The 14,568-nt window shown below is 63.0% G+C and carries 20 protein-coding genes; all 20 read right to left on the bottom strand.

Annotated features, from left to right (window positions below):
* Positions 1–23 precede the first annotated feature (23 nt).
* The 20 genes from tatB to ACFSNN_RS40015 all read right to left on the bottom strand — a co-directional run bounded on the left by tatB (position 24) and on the right by ACFSNN_RS40015 (position 14,555).
* Positions 24–542, bottom strand: coding sequence for a Sec-independent protein translocase protein TatB (gene tatB / locus ACFSNN_RS40110; RefSeq protein ID WP_134457694.1), 519 nt, complete (start codon positions 540–542; stop codon positions 24–26).
* A 39-nt stretch (positions 543–581) separates the two neighbouring features.
* Entirely contained in the window at positions 582–821 is a 240-nt protein-coding gene (tatA, locus tag ACFSNN_RS40105; RefSeq protein ID WP_134457693.1) for a Sec-independent protein translocase subunit TatA, read from the bottom strand.
* A gap of 237 nt (positions 822–1,058) precedes the next feature.
* Entirely contained in the window at positions 1,059–1,424 is a 366-nt protein-coding gene (locus ACFSNN_RS40100; protein WP_134457692.1) for a histidine triad nucleotide-binding protein, read from the bottom strand.
* Between the two features lie 81 nt (positions 1,425–1,505).
* Positions 1,506–1,901, bottom strand: a complete 396-nt coding sequence (locus ACFSNN_RS40095) for a DUF4870 family protein (RefSeq protein ID WP_134457691.1) — start codon at positions 1,899–1,901, stop codon at positions 1,506–1,508.
* 96 nt (positions 1,902–1,997) lie between these two features.
* On the bottom strand, positions 1,998–2,393 hold the full coding sequence (locus ACFSNN_RS40090; protein WP_134457690.1) for a phosphoribosyl-ATP diphosphatase: 396 nt from the start codon (positions 2,391–2,393) through the stop codon (positions 1,998–2,000).
* Complete coding sequence (gene hisI, locus ACFSNN_RS40085; protein ID WP_134457689.1) at positions 2,390–2,800, bottom strand: phosphoribosyl-AMP cyclohydrolase; 411 nt, start codon at positions 2,798–2,800, stop codon at positions 2,390–2,392. Before hisI ends, ACFSNN_RS40090 begins: the two co-directional genes overlap by 4 nt.
* A gap of 1 nt (position 2,801) precedes the next feature.
* Positions 2,802–3,575 carry an imidazole glycerol phosphate synthase subunit HisF gene (gene hisF / locus ACFSNN_RS40080; RefSeq protein ID WP_013589770.1) on the bottom strand — a complete coding sequence of 258 codons (774 nt, stop codon included), beginning with the start codon at positions 3,573–3,575 and terminating at the stop codon, positions 2,802–2,804.
* A gap of 238 nt (positions 3,576–3,813) precedes the next feature.
* The gene (hisA, locus tag ACFSNN_RS40075) at positions 3,814–4,566 is read right to left on the bottom strand and encodes a 1-(5-phosphoribosyl)-5-[(5-phosphoribosylamino)methylideneamino]imidazole-4-carboxamide isomerase (RefSeq protein WP_012434504.1); all 753 of its coding nucleotides are present in this window, start codon (positions 4,564–4,566) and stop codon (positions 3,814–3,816) included.
* Between the two features lie 229 nt (positions 4,567–4,795).
* Complete coding sequence (gene hisH, locus ACFSNN_RS40070) at positions 4,796–5,437, bottom strand: imidazole glycerol phosphate synthase subunit HisH (RefSeq protein WP_134457688.1); 642 nt, start codon at positions 5,435–5,437, stop codon at positions 4,796–4,798.
* On the bottom strand, positions 5,434–6,054 hold the full coding sequence (locus ACFSNN_RS40065) for a MarC family protein (RefSeq protein ID WP_012434506.1): 621 nt from the start codon (positions 6,052–6,054) through the stop codon (positions 5,434–5,436). Before ACFSNN_RS40065 ends, hisH begins: the two co-directional genes overlap by 4 nt.
* Positions 6,055–6,133: 79 nt before the next feature.
* On the bottom strand, positions 6,134–6,721 hold the full coding sequence (gene hisB / locus ACFSNN_RS40060) for an imidazoleglycerol-phosphate dehydratase HisB (protein ID WP_012434507.1): 588 nt from the start codon (positions 6,719–6,721) through the stop codon (positions 6,134–6,136).
* A 112-nt stretch (positions 6,722–6,833) separates the two neighbouring features.
* A complete protein-coding gene (hisC, locus tag ACFSNN_RS40055; RefSeq protein WP_134457687.1) occupies positions 6,834–7,904 on the bottom strand; it encodes a histidinol-phosphate transaminase in 1,071 nt (356 codons plus the stop codon).
* 168 nt (positions 7,905–8,072) lie between these two features.
* Complete coding sequence (hisD, locus tag ACFSNN_RS40050) at positions 8,073–9,395, bottom strand: histidinol dehydrogenase (RefSeq protein ID WP_106314096.1); 1,323 nt, start codon at positions 9,393–9,395, stop codon at positions 8,073–8,075.
* Between the two features lie 57 nt (positions 9,396–9,452).
* On the bottom strand, positions 9,453–10,151 hold the full coding sequence (hisG, locus tag ACFSNN_RS40045) for an ATP phosphoribosyltransferase (protein WP_134457686.1): 699 nt from the start codon (positions 10,149–10,151) through the stop codon (positions 9,453–9,455).
* Positions 10,148–11,410, bottom strand: coding sequence for a UDP-N-acetylglucosamine 1-carboxyvinyltransferase (gene murA, locus ACFSNN_RS40040; protein ID WP_134457685.1), 1,263 nt, complete (start codon positions 11,408–11,410; stop codon positions 10,148–10,150). The genes hisG and murA overlap by 4 nt, the downstream gene beginning before the upstream one ends.
* 111 nt (positions 11,411–11,521) lie before the next feature.
* Positions 11,522–11,761, bottom strand: coding sequence for a BolA family protein (locus ACFSNN_RS40035; protein WP_006052280.1), 240 nt, complete (start codon positions 11,759–11,761; stop codon positions 11,522–11,524).
* A 15-nt stretch (positions 11,762–11,776) separates the two neighbouring features.
* Positions 11,777–12,532, bottom strand: a complete 756-nt coding sequence (locus ACFSNN_RS40030; protein WP_012434512.1) for an ABC transporter permease — start codon at positions 12,530–12,532, stop codon at positions 11,777–11,779.
* Entirely contained in the window at positions 12,529–13,461 is a 933-nt protein-coding gene (locus ACFSNN_RS40025; RefSeq protein ID WP_134457684.1) for an ABC transporter ATP-binding protein, read from the bottom strand. Before ACFSNN_RS40025 ends, ACFSNN_RS40030 begins: the two co-directional genes overlap by 4 nt.
* Positions 13,462–13,632: 171 nt before the next feature.
* Positions 13,633–13,926: an STAS domain-containing protein gene (locus tag ACFSNN_RS40020; RefSeq protein ID WP_134457683.1), complete on the bottom strand. Its 294-nt coding sequence runs from the start codon at positions 13,924–13,926 to the stop codon at positions 13,633–13,635.
* Positions 13,923–14,555, bottom strand: a complete 633-nt coding sequence (locus ACFSNN_RS40015; protein WP_134457682.1) for an MlaC/ttg2D family ABC transporter substrate-binding protein — start codon at positions 14,553–14,555, stop codon at positions 13,923–13,925. Before ACFSNN_RS40015 ends, ACFSNN_RS40020 begins: the two co-directional genes overlap by 4 nt.
* Between the last annotated feature and the right edge of the window lie 13 nt (positions 14,556–14,568).

Below are 14,568 nucleotides of genomic sequence, written 5' to 3'. Positions count from 1 at the left end.
GTTAGAGATTGTCGTTCTGATCATCAGAAGAACCGCGTCGGGCGACGCATGCTGGTCGGCGTATGCCGCGCCACGCGCGCCGCGCCCGACTGCACACGCGTACGGCGCGTGGTCGCGCGCTTGTACCACGTGGGCATGGCCGTCTGCTTGACGCGCCAGTTCTTGCGTTTGGCGGCCGCGGCGGGCGTGCTGCCCGACCACGACGTATTGCCCACATCTTCGAGCGCGCCACCGGCAATGCTCGGCGACACCGACGAGCCGCTGTTCCACGCGTCGTTCAGTTCGGACTCGTGCTTGCGCAGGTTGTCCTGAACGGCGGTTTGGACATTGGTCGCGGCGGCCTCGAACTCGCTTTTCATCCGACGCAATTCGTCGAGTTCGATTTCGCGCGTGACTTCGGCCTTCACGTCGTTGATATACCGCTGTGCGCGGCCGAACAACGCGCCGGCCGTACGAGCGACGCGTGGCAGGCGCTCAGGCCCGAGTACGACCAGCGCGACGACGCCGATCAGCGCCATCTTGGTTAGACCGAGGTCCAGCATGAAGTGGAATGTCCGTCAGTAACGCGGGTAAGCCGCGGCTTAGCGGTAATCGCCCGAACGCGGCGTCTTTTCCTTTGCTTCCACGTCCACGGCGCCGTTGCGCGGCAGTTCGCGCTGCTGCGCTTCGGCTGCCGGCGTGTCGGCTTCCTTCATGCCTTCCTTGAAGCCCTTCACCGCGCCGCCCAGATCGCCGCCGATATTGCGCAGCTTCTTCGTGCCGAACACGAGCGCCACGATCAACAACACGATCAGCCAATGCCAAATACTTAATGAACCCATGACTACTCTCCTTAACCCCGATACCGCACCGGATGCGGCGATACTCGGGCGCCTTGCGGCGTGAATCGAAGCGCGTGCGCTTCATCTATACGTTACCGCGAACTTTTCTGCTGCAACCCGCGACACGGAATGTCATTGTGACCAGACGATCGCGTCGGCGTCGTTACAATGCGGCAAAAACAACGGCCGCGCTATTGTCCGTGACCAAAACTCGCTAAACACACTTGCACTGCGGCGTCAGCCCATGCGCTGCCAGGGGCGCGGCCCCGCGAGAATGTGCGCGTGCAGGTGGTACACCTCCTGGCCGCCGCCCGGACCAGTATTGATTACCGTGCGAAAACCCGTTTCGCCGCCGGTGTACGCCACGCCCAGCTGATCGGCCAAACGCGCCGCCAGGACCAGCATTCTACCAAGCAGCGGTGCATCGCTTTCGGTACAGCTCGACAGCGTGGCGATGTGCTTGCGCGGAATCACCAGCACATGCGTCTCGGCGGCCGGACGAATGTCGCGGAAGGCGACGAACTCGTCGTCTTCGTGGACTTTGGTCGACGGGATTTCGCCGGCGGCGATCTTGCAGAAAAGGCAGTTCGGGTCGTGGCTCATCGTATTCCTGACACAGAATGGCTGAAGCGCGAAGCCCACGCGGCGCGATTCATGTCAGGCCCGGCAACCGTCGGACGAAACTCAGAACCAGGCACGCGGATTCGCGAGCGGCTTGTTATCGTACAGATACAGCCAGCCCTTGATAATACGGTACAACATCCAGATGCTCACGGCCCATAGAACCGGAATGCCGATCACCACGAACAGCAGCACACCACCGATTGCGTAGCCCAGCAAGGCCATCCAGAAGGAGCGGATCTGCCACTCGAAATGGGCCTCGTACGGCGTGCCGACCACATCGGGCCGCTTCACGTAGTTGATGATGATCGCGATCAGGATCGTCAGGCCGCCCGTCAGCCAGTGGACCGCATACAGCGCGTACAGCACGTGGGTAAGCGTACGCAGGCTGCGCTCGCGCTCAGGTTCGAGAGCATTGCGATAGACCGGCGGCGGATAGCTCTCGTGCGACTGTTCCATGCTTGCGTCCTCCCAAGGATGCGCGATCAGATGCGTTCAGTGCAATATGGGCGCCGGCGCGCTCCACTTCAAGACGCGAGCGCGGAACCACTACGATCAATCGCCGTTCTGTTCGCGGTCGCGGCTCTTGCGCAGCGCCTTTTCCTCGATACCCGACATGCCTTCGCGGCGCTCCAGTTCGGCGAGCACGTCCGCCGGGCTGAGGTCGAAGTGCGACAGCATCACGAGGCAGTGAAACCACAGGTCCGCGACTTCGCCGACCAGGGCCTTCGGCGCGCCGCCGTGGCGTGCGTCCTTGGCGGCCAGCACGACTTCGGTGGCTTCTTCGCCGATCTTTTTCAGCACGGCGTCGTCGCCCTTGTGGAACAGGCGCGACACGTATGACACGTCCGGATCGCCGCCCTTGCGGCTGTCGATGATCGCCGCGAGGCGCATCAGCGTATCGGTCAACGAGGCGGAGTCGGACGACGTGGTTTGCGTGGATTGCGTCATTTGTAAATATGTTCGGGGTCTTTCAGCACGGGATCGACGGCGACCCAGTCGCCATCCTCCACCGAGCCTTCGAATTTCTGGAAGAAGCACGAGTGGCGGCCGGTGTGGCATGCAATGCCCGACACCTGTTCCACTTTGAGCAGCACGACATCTTCGTCGCAATCGAGCCGCACTTCGTGCACATGCTGCACATGGCCGGACTCTTCGCCCTTGAACCACAGGCGTTGGCGCGACCGCGAAAAATACACCGCGCGATTGGTTTCGATGGTCTTTGCCAGGGCTTCGCGGTTCATCCACGCGAACATGAGCACGTCGTTCGTCGACGCTTCCTGCGCGATCACGGGCACGAGGCCGTTCGCGTCCCACTTGACCTTGTCGAGCCAATTGATTGCCGAGGGATTCGTCACGTCACAACCTCACCGAAATGCCCTGATCGGCCATGAAGCGCTTGGCCTCGCCCACGGTGTGTTCGCCGTAGTGGAAGATGCTCGCGGCGAGCACCGCGTCCGCATGCCCGCTTTTGATGCCGTCGGCCAGATGCTGCAGGTTGCCCACGCCGCCCGAAGCGATCACCGGAATCGGCACCGCGTCGGACACCGCGCGCGTGAGCGCGAGGTCGAAGCCGCTTTTCGTGCCGTCGCGGTCCATGCTGGTGAGCAGGATTTCGCCGGCGCCGAGTTCGGCCATCTTGCGCGCCCATTCGACCGCTTCCAGCCCGGTGGCCTTGCGTCCGCCGTGCGTGAAAACTTCCCAGCGCGGCGGCTCGCCGTCAGCCGAAACGCGCTTCGCGTCGATCGCGACAACGATGCATTGCGAGCCGTACTTGTCCGTGGCGTCTTTCACGAGCTGCGGATTCGCCACCGCCGACGAGTTCATGCTGATCTTGTCCGCACCCGCGTTCAGCAGGCGGCGCACGTCTTCGACGGCGCGCACGCCGCCGCCGACCGTCAGCGGAATGAACACTTGCGAGGCGACTGCTTCGATGATCGGCAGGATCAGATCGCGCTGATCCGAGGTCGCGGTGATGTCGAGGAAGGTGAGTTCGTCGGCGCCCTGATCGTCGTAGCGGCGGGCGATTTCAACCGGGTCGCCCGCATCGCGCAGTTCGACGAAGTTGACGCCCTTGACCACGCGGCCAGCCGTGACGTCGAGACAGGGGATGATGCGTTTAGCTAGAGCCATGATCTTGCAATTCTGCCAATACCGCTGATGAGGCCGCTCGCTTTGGAACTTCGACGAGCGGCGCAAGGTCGGCGCGGCGCGGTCGCGCTGCGCCGCCGGTGAGTCGCACGCGGACGGCCTGAGTTGCTCTGCCGGTGCATCGCCGCGTCCGTTTTCGGTTGCCGGTGATCCGTTCACCGCGACGCCGGCCGGAAACGCGAGACGCGGGCGGCGAGCATGAAGGCTCGCCTGAGCAGCCTTAAGCGTCGTCCGATTCGCGCAGCCGGTCCGCGAGGGTTTGCGCGGCCGCGAAGTCGAGGTCGCCCGAATAAATCGCCCGGCCGCAGATCACGCCTTCGATGCCTTCGTCTTCGACTTCGCACAGCGATTCGATGTCGGTGAGGTTGGACAAGCCGCCGCTCGCGATCACCGGAATCTTCACCGCGCGCGCGAGGCGCACCGTCGCTTCGATGTTGATGCCTTGAAGCATGCCGTCACGGCCGATGTCGGTGTAGATGATCGACTCGCAGCCGTAGTCCTCGAACTTGCGCGCGAGATCGGCCACTTCGTGGCCGGTCAGCTTGCTCCAGCCGTCGGTCGCGACCTTGCCGTCTTTCGCATCCAGTCCGACGATGATATGGCCGCCGAACGCCGTGCAGGCGTCCTGCAGAAAGCCGGGGTTCTTCACCGCCGCCGTGCCGATGATCACGTACGACAAACCGTCGTCCAGATAGCGCTCGATCGTATTCAGGTCGCGAATGCCGCCGCCCAGTTGCACGGGAATCTCGCCGCCCACTTCCTCGATGATCGCGCGAATCGCGTCTTCATTCTTCGGCTTGCCGGCGAACGCGCCATTCAGGTCGACGAGGTGGAGACGCCGGGCACCGCGATCGACCCAATGTCGGGCCATCGCCGCCGGTTCCTCGGAAAATATCGTCGCCTGGTCCATATCGCCTTGTTTGAGGCGTACACACTGACCGTCTTTCAGGTCGATGGCGGGAATCAGCAGCATAGCAATCGGGTGTTGTCTGGGAAGGGGTTGAAGGTCGGCGGCAGCGGCTGGTGGTCCAGCCCATAATGGGCCAGCCCGCCGGGACGCCGTTTCGCTAGTTTAGTACAACTCTTTCGACGCCCTTGCGAGGCGTCGTGGGGCAGCGAAAGCATGGTATTGCGATTGCGGCGCGCGACATAAGCTCCGCTTGTGGCGGAGCGATGCAGGACAACAGGATGAAGAAAGGCGCTCACGGGTTCCAGTGCACGAAGTTTCGATACACGCGCAGCCCCGCTTCGGCGCTCTTTTCCGGGTGGAATTGGGTCGCGAAGATGTTATCCCGCGCCACCGCCGAGGTAAAGGGCACACCGTACACCGTTTCGCCCGAGGTATGAGCGGCATTGTCCGGCACCACGTAATAACTGTGCACGAAGTAGAAGAACGCGTTGTCCGCGACGCCGTCCCACAGCGGATGCGGCTGCGCCTGGCGCACGCGGTTCCAGCCCATTTGCGGGACCTTGAAGCGCGAGCCGTCGTCCTGCAGCTGGCCTTCCAGGTCGAAGCGCAGCACTTTGCCGGGCAAGAGGCCGAGGCCTGGCGTGCCGCCCTCCGCGCTCCAGTCGAACAGCATCTGCTCGCCGACGCACACGCCCATCAGCGGCTTGCTGCGCGACGCCTCGATCACCGCGTCCTGCAGGCCGGACTCGGCCAGACTGCGCATGCAGTCTGGCATCGCGCCCTGGCCGGGCAGCACCACGCGGTCAGCCGCGCGAATCGCTTCCGGCCGGTCGACGATCGCCACGTCCGCTTCCGGCGCGGCTTTGCGCAACGCCTGGGCCACCGAGCGCAGGTTGCCCATTCCGTAATCCACAATCGCTATCGAAGTTTTCATTTCAAGTTAGGCAGCAATGCCTTCAATCCATCGACGATGAATTCCACCGCCAGCGCCGATAACATCAAACCCATGAGCCGCGTGCCGATATTGATACCCGTGCGACCGACCCAGCGGGCAATCGGTTCGGCGAGCCGCAGCGAAAAAAAGCAGATCGCCGCCAGCACCGCGCCGATCGCGACGAGGCTGATCCGGTCGTACCAATGCGCCGAGCCGGCCGCGTAGATGATCGTGGTGCTGATCGCGCCCGGACCGGTCAGCAGCGGAATCGCCAATGGAACGACGGCGATGTTGTCCTTCTGCTCGGCTTCGTGGCGCTCTTCCGGCGTCGAACGGCTGTTGCCGATCTGCGCGTTCAGCATGTTGATCGCCATCAGCAGCATGATGATTCCGCCGCCCACTTCGAGCGAGCCGACCGAAATGCCGAAGAAGCTGATGATCTGCTGCCCGAGCAGCGTGGTGATCGCGATCACGCAGAACACCGAAATCGCGGCGATCCGAATGGTTCTACGCCGCTCGACATCGCTCTGATTCGCCGTCAGGCTCATGAAGAACGGAATGGCGCCGACCGGGTTGATCAACGCCAGCAGCGAAATAAACGACTTCAGAATGTCCATCGCACACCGGGCGCGAGCGCACTCGACGCTGGTCCCGGTCCTGATAATTGAGTGGGCCTATGAGCCGGCTAATGAGCGCTTACAGGCTGCCCTTGGTCGACGGAATCTGCCCCGCCGCGCGTTCGTCCAGTTCGGTGGCCATGCGCAACGCACGCCCGAACGCCTTGAACACTGTTTCCATCTGATGGTGGGCGTTCAGGCCGCGCAGGTTGTCGATATGCAAAGTGACGCCGGCATGATTCACGAAACCGCGGAAAAACTCGATGGACAGATCGACGTCGAACGTGCCGATGCGCGCCCGCGTGAAGGGCACATGGAATTCGAGACCCGGACGGCCCGAGAAATCGATCACGACGCGCGACAACGCTTCGTCGAGCGGCACGTAGGAATGACCGTAGCGAACGATGCCCTTGCGGTCGCCGATCGCTTTCGCGACGGCCTGGCCGAGCGTGATGCCGGTGTCTTCGACCGTGTGATGGTCGTCGATATGCAGGTCGCCATGCGCTTCGATTTCGAGGTCGAACAATCCATGCCGCGCGATCTGGTCGAGCATGTGGTCCAGAAACGGCACGCCGGTGGCCAGCTTTTGCTGACCGGTGCCGTCCAGATTGATCTTCACACGGATCTGCGTTTCGCTGGTGTTGCGAACGACTTCCGCAAGGCGCATGGTAATTCCTCGAATCTAGCTAGAAAGCGTCAGGTAGGTGGGATGGGAAAACGGCGGGCCACGCCTGCTTTCCCAATATGGAAAACGCTTGCGCGGCCGTTCGGCACGCCATTCAGTTCAGCACGAGTTTCAGTCCAGCGAGCAATTGGGCGTTTTCTTCCGGCGAACCGACGGTTAACCGCACACAATTAGCCAGCAATGGATGCATTTTACTCACGTTTTTGATCAAAACCCGCGCCGTCAGCAGCGTTTCGAACAGAACCGACGCGTCGGGCACGCGCACCAGCAGGAAATTGCCGGCGCTCGGGAACACTTCGGCGCCCGGTAATTGGGACACCGCGCGCGCGAGTTTCGTGCGTTCTTCGCGCAATTGCGCCGCTTGCGAGTCGAGCACGTCGACGTGGTCGAGCAGGAAATCGGCGGCGGCCTGCGTGAGCACGTTGGTGTTGTACGGCGGCCGCACTTTGTCGAATTCCGTCAGCCAGCCGGGTTTGCCGACCAGATAGCCGAGACGGATACCGGCGAGGCCGAGCTTGGACACCGTGCGCATCACGACGACGTTGTCGAACGCGTCGGCGCGCGGCAACCAGCTTTGTTGCGCGAACGGCTGATAAGCCTCGTCGATCACCACGAGGCTCTTATTGGCCGCGGCGATGATGCGCTCCATGTCCGCGTCGTCGTACAGCGTGCCGGTCGGGTTGTTCGGGTAGGCAAGATAGATGATCGCCGGCTGGTGCTCGGCGATCGCGGTCAGCATCGCTTCGGTGTCGAGCGTGAAATCCGCTTTCAGCGGCACGCCGATGAATTCGAGATTCGCCAGCTTCGCCGACATCTGATACATCACGAAGCCCGGCACCGGCGCGAGCACCTTGGCGCCCGGTTGCGCGCACGCGACCGACACCATGCTGATGATTTCATCCGAGCCGTTGCCGAGCAGCACGTCGCAGCCAGCCGGCACTTGCATCACCCGCTTGATCTTCTCGATCAGCGCATCCGGACGCGGCGCCGGATAGCGATTCAGCGCGACGCCGGCCAGATGCTCGCCCAGATGCGCGGCCAGCACCGGCGGCAGCGTGAACGGATTTTCCATTGCGTCGAGCTTGATGTAGCCCGTGGCGTCCGGAACCGGATAGCTCGTCATCGCGAGCACGTCGCGGCGGATGATGTCTTGAGGTGTCGTCATAGGTCGGTGAAGCGGGTCGCAAGAAACGCCGGCCCGGCGTTGGCGGCATGCGGGCCGCCCCAGGTTGTCTGTATTGTCTTTATTAAACGAAGAACCGCGCGCAATCCGTCGCCTGCATTCGCGGGCGCCGGCTCGACGCCCGCGGCTTCAGCGCCGGTTCAAACACGCTTAGCCGTTTTGCCGCATCCGGTATTCGGCGCTGCGGGCATGCGCCTGCAGGCCTTCGCCGTAAGCGAGCTCGGCGGCGATTTCACCGAGCGTCTGCGCGCCTTCCGCGCTGACCTCGATCACGCTCGAACGCTTGAAGAAATCATAGACGCCCAAGGGAGACGAGAACCGTGCGGTACGAGACGTAGGCAAAACGTGATTCGGCCCCGCGCAGTAGTCGCCGAGGCTTTCGCTGGTGTAGCGGCCGAGGAAGATCGCGCCGGCATGGCGGATCAGTTGGCCCCAATGATGCGGCTCCAGCGCGGAGATTTCGAGGTGCTCCGGGGCGATGTCGTTGGCGATCGCGCAGGCTTGCTCCATGTCGCGCACCTTGATCAGCGCGCCACGGTCTTCCAGCGACTTGCGGATCACGTCGCGGCGCGGCATGGTGGGCAGCAGTTCGTCGATCGCGTCTTTCACGCGGCCGATGAACGCGTCGTCCGGGCACAGCAGGATGGATTGCGCGAGTTCGTCGTGCTCGGCTTGCGAGAACAGATCCATCGCGACCCAGCGCGGGTCCGTGGTGCCGTCGCACAAGACGAGGATTTCCGACGGCCCGGCGATCATGTCGATGCCGACCGTGCCGAACACGCGGCGCTTGGCCGACGCGACATACGCGTTGCCGGGACCGCAGATCTTGTCGACTGCGGGAATGGTCGCCGTGCCGTACGCCAACGCGCCGACCGCCTGCGCGCCGCCGATCGTGAACACGCGGTCCACGCCGCCCAGCAACGCGGCCGCGAGCACCAGCGGATTCTTCACACCGTCCGGCGTGGGCACGACCATGACGATTTCTCGCACGCCCGCCACTCGCGCCGGAATCGCGTTCATCAGCACCGACGACGGATACGCCGCCTTGCCGCCCGGCACGTAGATACCCGCGCGATCCAGCGGCGTGACTTTCTGGCCGAGCACGGTGCCGTCGGCTTCCGTGTACTGCCAGCTATGGCTGCCGCACTCGATCTTCTGCTTCTCGTGGTAGCCGCGCACCCGCGCCGCCGCCGCTTCGAGCGCCGCGCGGCGCTTCGGCTCGAGACTCTCGAGCGCCGCTTCCAGTTCCGACATCGGCAGCTCGAGCGCGTCGACGCTCTTCGCCTCGACACGGTCGAAGCGCTGCGTGTATTCGAGCACTGCAGCGTCGCCGCGCGCCTTCACGTCGTTCAGAATCTGCGCGACCGAGCGCTCGATTGCTTCGTCTTCGCTCGCCTCGAACGCGAGCACCGCGTGCAGCGACTTCTGGAAGTCGGGAGCGGTGGAATCGAGTTTGCGAATCTTGATAGACATACGGGTATCCGTTTCGGTAAGGCGCGCTTTAGAACGTGGTCACACTGACACTCACACTCAAGCCGTCGCGGCGCCGGCCTTCGACGCGCGTTCGAATGCGTCGAGGATCGGCCGCAACGCGGCGCGCTTGAGCTTCAGCGCCGCCTGGTTCACCACGAGGCGCGACGAAATCTGCATGATCTCCTCCACCTCGACCAGATTGTTGGCGCGCAAGGTATTGCCAGAACTCACCAGGTCGACGATCGCGTCGGCGAGACCGACCAGCGGCGCCAGTTCCATCGAACCGTACAGCTTGATCAGATCGACGTGCACGCCCTTGGCGGCGAAATGCTCACGTGCTGTCTCAACGTACTTGGTCGCAACGCGCAAGCGCGCGCCCTGGCGCACCGCGCTCGCGTAATCAAAACCTGCGGCGACCGCGACCGACATGCGGCAGCGCGCAATATCCAGATCGACCGGCTGATACAGGCCGCTGCCGCCGTGTTCGAGCAGCACGTCTTTGCCCGCCACGCCGAAGTCGGCCGCGCCGTATTCGACGTAGGTCGGCACGTCGGTGGCGCGCACGATGATCACGCGCAGGTTCGCGTCGGTGGTCGGCAGAATCAGCTTGCGCGAGGTTTCCGGGTCTTCGGCCACTTCAATGCCGGCTGCGGCGAGCAGCGGCAACGTTTCTTCGAAGATACGCCCTTTCGACAACGCCAGCGTGAGCGGTGCGCTCACCGCCGGCGACGACGAAGTTTGCGGCATGGCGCTCATGCCTGGCTCCCCGAAACCCGGCGCACCTTCGCGCCGAGAGCGGTGAGCTTGGTTTCCATGCGGTCGTAACCACGGTCGAGGTGATAGATCCGGTCGATCAGCGTTTCACCGTCGGCGCGCAACGCGGCGATCACGAGACTCGCGGAGGCGCGCAAATCGGTCGCCATCACCTTCGCGCCCGAAAGCTGTTCGACGCCGGTCACGAGCGCGGTGTTACCGTCGATCGTGATGTTGGCGCCAAGGCGGTTCAATTCCTGCACGTGCATGAAGCGGTTTTCGAAGATCGTTTCGACGACCTGCGAGGTGCCCGTCGCGATCGTGTTCAGCGCCATGAACTGCGCCTGCATGTCGGTCGGGAACGCCGGGTATTCGGAAGTGCGAAAGGTGACCGCGCTCGGACGCTTGTCCATGCGCACGCGCATCCAGTCGTCGCCCTCTTCGACCGTCACACCGGCTTCGCGCAGCTTTTCGGTGACGGCTTCGAGAATCAATGGACGCACTTTACGCAGCGTGACGTCTCCGCCGGCTGCCGCTACCGCGCACAGGAAGGTGCCGGCTTCGATCCGATCCGGAATCACCGTGTGCTTCGCGCCATGCAGCTTGTCGACGCCCTGGATCACGAGGCGATCCGTGCCGATGCCTTCGATCTTCGCGCCCATCGCGACCAGCAGATGCGCGAGGTCGCCGACTTCCGGCTCACGCGCCGCGTTCTCGATGACGGTCTCGCCTTCGGCCAGCACGGCTGCCATCAGCAGATTCTCCGTGCCGGTGACGGTGATCATGTCGGTGACGATACGCGCGCCCTTCAGACGCGTTGCGCGCGCTTCGATAAAGCCGTGCTCGATCGTGATCTCGGCACCCATGGCCTGCAGGCCCTTGATGTGCTGATCCACCGGACGCGCGCCGATCGCGCAGCCGCCCGGCAGCGAAACACGCGCATGACCGAAGCGCGCGACCAGCGGGCCGAGCACGAGGATCGACGCGCGCATGGTCTTCACCATTTCGTACGGCGCGACGAGGTTATCCACCTTCGACGCGTTCAGCGACACGCGCCCATCGCCGCTTTCGATCTGCACGCCCATCTGGCCGAGCAGCTTGAGCATCGTGCGCACGTCCTGCAGGTCGGGCACGTTTTCCAGATGCACCGGCTCCGCGCTGAGCAGACTCGCGCACAGAATCGGCAACGCCGCATTCTTCGCGCCCGAGACGACGACTTCACCCGACAGCGGGTAGCCACCTTCAATGACGAGTTTATCCATGCCTGTCAGTTCCTGATTGACCCGGACTTCGGCCGGGGCTGCTTTGACTGTGTTCGGCGCGCCGCTACCGGCGTCACGCCCTTCTTGAGTAATTCGCACTAAATTTCCAGATTACGCGTTCTGCCATTCGGCGGGCGTCAGCGTTTTCATGCTGAGCGCGTGGATTTCTTCGCGCATGCGGTCGCCGAGCGCCGCATACACGAGTTGATGTCGCTGGATCAGACGCTTGCCTTCGAAGCTCGGCGAAACGATGGTCGCAAAGAAATGCTGGCCGTCGCCTTCGACTTCGAGATGCTGGCAGGCGAGCCCAGCCGCGATGTATTGCTTGACCTGTTCGGGAGTCGGCAACATGAGAGAAGCTCCTGATCAGTGGCGCAGTTTGTAGCCGGAGGCGAGCATGCGCATCGCCACCACGGCCAGCACCACAAAGAAACCGGCAACGATCGCAAGGCTCGCGAGCGGATTGATATCCGACATCCCGAAGAAACCGTAGCGAAAGCCGTCGATCATGTAGAAAAAGGGATTCAGCCGCGACACTTCGCGCCACACCGGCGGCAGCGTGTGCGTGGAGTAAAACACGCCGGAGAGGAACGTGAGCGGCATGATCAGAAAATTTTGAAACGCCGCAAGCTGATCGAATTTGTCGGCCCAGATACCGGCAATCAAACCGAGCGTACCGAGAATCGCCGCGCCGAAAATCGCGAACAGAATGATGTAGAGCGGCGCGCTGAAACTGACCGGCACGAACCAGATCGTCACGATGAATACGCCGAAGCCGACCGCCAGCCCACGCGCCACGGCCGCGAGCACATAGGCGCCGAACATCTCGTAGTGCGACAGCGGCGGCAGCAACACGAACACGAGGTTGCCCGTGATCTTCGACTGGATCAGCGACGACGAGCTATTGGCAAACGCATTTTGCAGCACGCTCATCATCACGAGGCCCGGAATCAGAAAACTCGTGTATTCGACGCCCGGATAAACCTCCACGTGACCGCGCAAAGCGTGGCCGAAGATCGTCAGATACAGGAGCGCGGTGATGACCGGCGCCAGCACCGTCTGGAACGCCACCTTCCAGAAACGCAGGAGCTCTTTGTAAAACAGCGTACGGAAACCGCTCATGCAAGCCCCTCGATCACTTCCGGACCGTTCATCACCTGAACGAACACATCTTCGAGATCGGCTTTGCGGACCTCGATTTCTTCGAATACGCAGCCCGCCGCGCGGCACTGCGCGAGAATTTTCTCGACGTCGTCGTAGCTCGCCAGACGCAGCAGATGCTGGCGGCTATTGCCGTTGCCCGTGCCGCTCTCCACTTCGAGCGGACGCAGATCGGCCGGCAAGACGCCTTGCGTGAACCGCAGGAACAGTTGCATGCCGGCAAAGCGTTGCAGCAGCGTGCTGGTGCGTTCGAGCGCCACGACCTCGCCGCGCCGCAGCATTGCAATGCGGTCGCACAGCGATTCGGCTTCTTCCAGATAGTGCGTGGTCAGCACGATGGTGTGGCCTTCGCGGTTCAGGCGCGAAATGAATTTCCACAGCGTTTGCCGCAATTCGACGTCGACGCCCGCGGTCGGCTCGTCTAGCACGATCACCGGCGGACGATGCACCAGCGCCTGCGCGACCAGCACGCGACGCTTCATGCCGCCCGACAGCGCGCGCATGTTGGCGTCGGCTTTGTCGGTGAGGTCGAGATTGGCCATGATCTCGTCGATCCACGCGTCGTTGTTGCGCAGGCCGTAGTAGCCGGACTGGATGCGCAAGGTTTCGCGGACCGTGAAGAACGGATCGAAGACCAGTTCCTGCGGCACCACGCCGAGCGCGCGGCGCGCGTCGCGGAAATCGCTGACCACGTCGTGGCCGCGCACCGCGATGCTGCCTTCGTCGGCTCGCGCGAGCCCGGCGAGGATGCTGATGAGCGTCGTCTTGCCCGCGCCGTTCGGACCGAGCAGTCCGAAGAACTCGCCTTCTTCAACTGTGAGGCTGACGCCCTTGAGCGCCTGCAAATTCTTGTAGCGCTTCTTGACGTTACGAATTTCTATGGCTGACATGACTGTGGGCCGCGTGCGTCGCAGCGCCTAAAGGAGCCCTGAGAGGGCGCGCAAATGCTTGGAAGGAACGGAATTGGGGCCGGTTAGGTGCCCCAAAAAACGTTTGATTATAGGGCAAAAATCTGTGGCCCTATCTCAGTAGGAGGTGTTCGGAGGTGACGCGTTAGAGCGTCAATGTCGCGCGCCGATGAGGGTGTCGACGCCGTAGGCTTGCGCGAGGCTGGCGAGACCAGCCGGCAGATTGACGATCTCGAACGTGGCGCCGCGTGCCTGGGCGGCACGCTGCCACGCGAGAAGAACAGCCAGCGCGGACGAATCGAACTGCGCGAGCGGTGCGCAGTCCACGCCGTTCGCGCCCGCCGCGATACGCTGCAAACCCGCCGCGAGCGCGGCAGTCGCGCTCGCGTGGGTCAGCGTCGCGCCGCACTCGAAGCGGCTGACGACGGGGCTCAACACTTCGCTCACGACTGCTTGCCCGCGGCGAGTTGCTGGTTGCGCTGCGTGAGGAACTGGATCAGTCCGTCCACGCCCTTCTGCTGGATCTGCTCGTTGAACTGCTGCTGGTACGCCTGGATCAGCCATGCGCCGAGCACGTTGATGTCATACACGCGCCAGCCTTGCGGCGTCTTGTACAGACGGTAATCGAGTTCGATCGGCGAGCCGTTGTTCATCACGACCGAGCGCACCACCGTGTCGGTGTCGTCCGGGTTCATGCGGAACGGCTTGTACTGGATCTGCTGATCGCGCACCTGAGCCAGCGCGCCCGAGTACGTACGGATCAGCAGCATCTTGAACTGCTCGACCACCGCGTTTTGCTGCTCCGGCGACGCGGTGCGCCAATTGCGGCCCATGGCGAGTTGCGTGGTGCGGCGGAAATCCGTGTACGGCAGGATCTTTTCGTTGACCAGCTTGGTGATGTGCGAGATGTCGCCCTGCTGGATCGACTTGTCTGCACGAATTGCGTCGATCACCTGCTGGGTGACGGTCTTGATCATGCCGTCGGGCGAATTGGTGTCGACCGTCTGTGCCGATGCACCAGCACTGGCAAACGAGAACAACGCGGCGAACAGCGGAATCAGGAAGAATTTTTTCATTTGGAGCCTTGCC

The organism is Paraburkholderia dipogonis, from assembly GCF_042680985.1.
Lineage (GTDB): Bacteria > Pseudomonadota > Gammaproteobacteria > Burkholderiales > Burkholderiaceae > Paraburkholderia > Paraburkholderia phytofirmans.
This window is presented reverse-complemented; position numbering and strand designations above follow the sequence as displayed.

Excerpts from the sequence above, each read along its gene's own strand:
- tatB (WP_134457694.1), bottom strand. The coding sequence starts at position 542 with ATGCTGGACCTCGGTCTAACCAAGATGGCGCTGATCGGCGTCGTCGCG.
- hisG (WP_134457686.1), bottom strand. The coding sequence starts at position 10,151 with ATGAGCGCCATGCCGCAAACTTCGTCGTCGCCGGCGGTGAGCGCACCG.
- hisF (WP_013589770.1), bottom strand. The coding sequence starts at position 3,575 with ATGGCTCTAGCTAAACGCATCATCCCCTGTCTCGACGTCACGGCTGGC.
- hisA (WP_012434504.1), bottom strand. The coding sequence starts at position 4,566 with ATGCTGCTGATTCCCGCCATCGACCTGAAAGACGGTCAGTGTGTACGC.
- tatA (WP_134457693.1), bottom strand. The coding sequence starts at position 821 with ATGGGTTCATTAAGTATTTGGCATTGGCTGATCGTGTTGTTGATCGTG.
- ACFSNN_RS40090 (WP_134457690.1), bottom strand. The coding sequence starts at position 2,393 with ATGACGCAATCCACGCAAACCACGTCGTCCGACTCCGCCTCGTTGACC.
- ACFSNN_RS40025 (WP_134457684.1), bottom strand. The coding sequence starts at position 13,461 with ATGTCAGCCATAGAAATTCGTAACGTCAAGAAGCGCTACAAGAATTTG.
- ACFSNN_RS40030 (WP_012434512.1), bottom strand. The coding sequence starts at position 12,532 with ATGAGCGGTTTCCGTACGCTGTTTTACAAAGAGCTCCTGCGTTTCTGG.
- ACFSNN_RS40095 (WP_134457691.1), bottom strand. The coding sequence starts at position 1,901 with ATGGAACAGTCGCACGAGAGCTATCCGCCGCCGGTCTATCGCAATGCT.
- murA (WP_134457685.1), bottom strand. The coding sequence starts at position 11,410 with ATGGATAAACTCGTCATTGAAGGTGGCTACCCGCTGTCGGGTGAAGTC.
- ACFSNN_RS40035 (WP_006052280.1), bottom strand. The coding sequence starts at position 11,761 with ATGTTGCCGACTCCCGAACAGGTCAAGCAATACATCGCGGCTGGGCTC.
- hisD (WP_106314096.1), bottom strand. The coding sequence starts at position 9,395 with ATGTCTATCAAGATTCGCAAACTCGATTCCACCGCTCCCGACTTCCAG.
- hisH (WP_134457688.1), bottom strand. The coding sequence starts at position 5,437 with ATGAAAACTTCGATAGCGATTGTGGATTACGGAATGGGCAACCTGCGC.
- ACFSNN_RS40100 (WP_134457692.1), bottom strand. The coding sequence starts at position 1,424 with ATGAGCCACGACCCGAACTGCCTTTTCTGCAAGATCGCCGCCGGCGAA.
- ACFSNN_RS40015 (WP_134457682.1), bottom strand. The coding sequence starts at position 14,555 with ATGAAAAAATTCTTCCTGATTCCGCTGTTCGCCGCGTTGTTCTCGTTT.
- hisC (WP_134457687.1), bottom strand. The coding sequence starts at position 7,904 with ATGACGACACCTCAAGACATCATCCGCCGCGACGTGCTCGCGATGACG.
- hisB (WP_012434507.1), bottom strand. The coding sequence starts at position 6,721 with ATGCGCCTTGCGGAAGTCGTTCGCAACACCAGCGAAACGCAGATCCGT.
- ACFSNN_RS40065 (WP_012434506.1), bottom strand. The coding sequence starts at position 6,054 with ATGGACATTCTGAAGTCGTTTATTTCGCTGCTGGCGTTGATCAACCCG.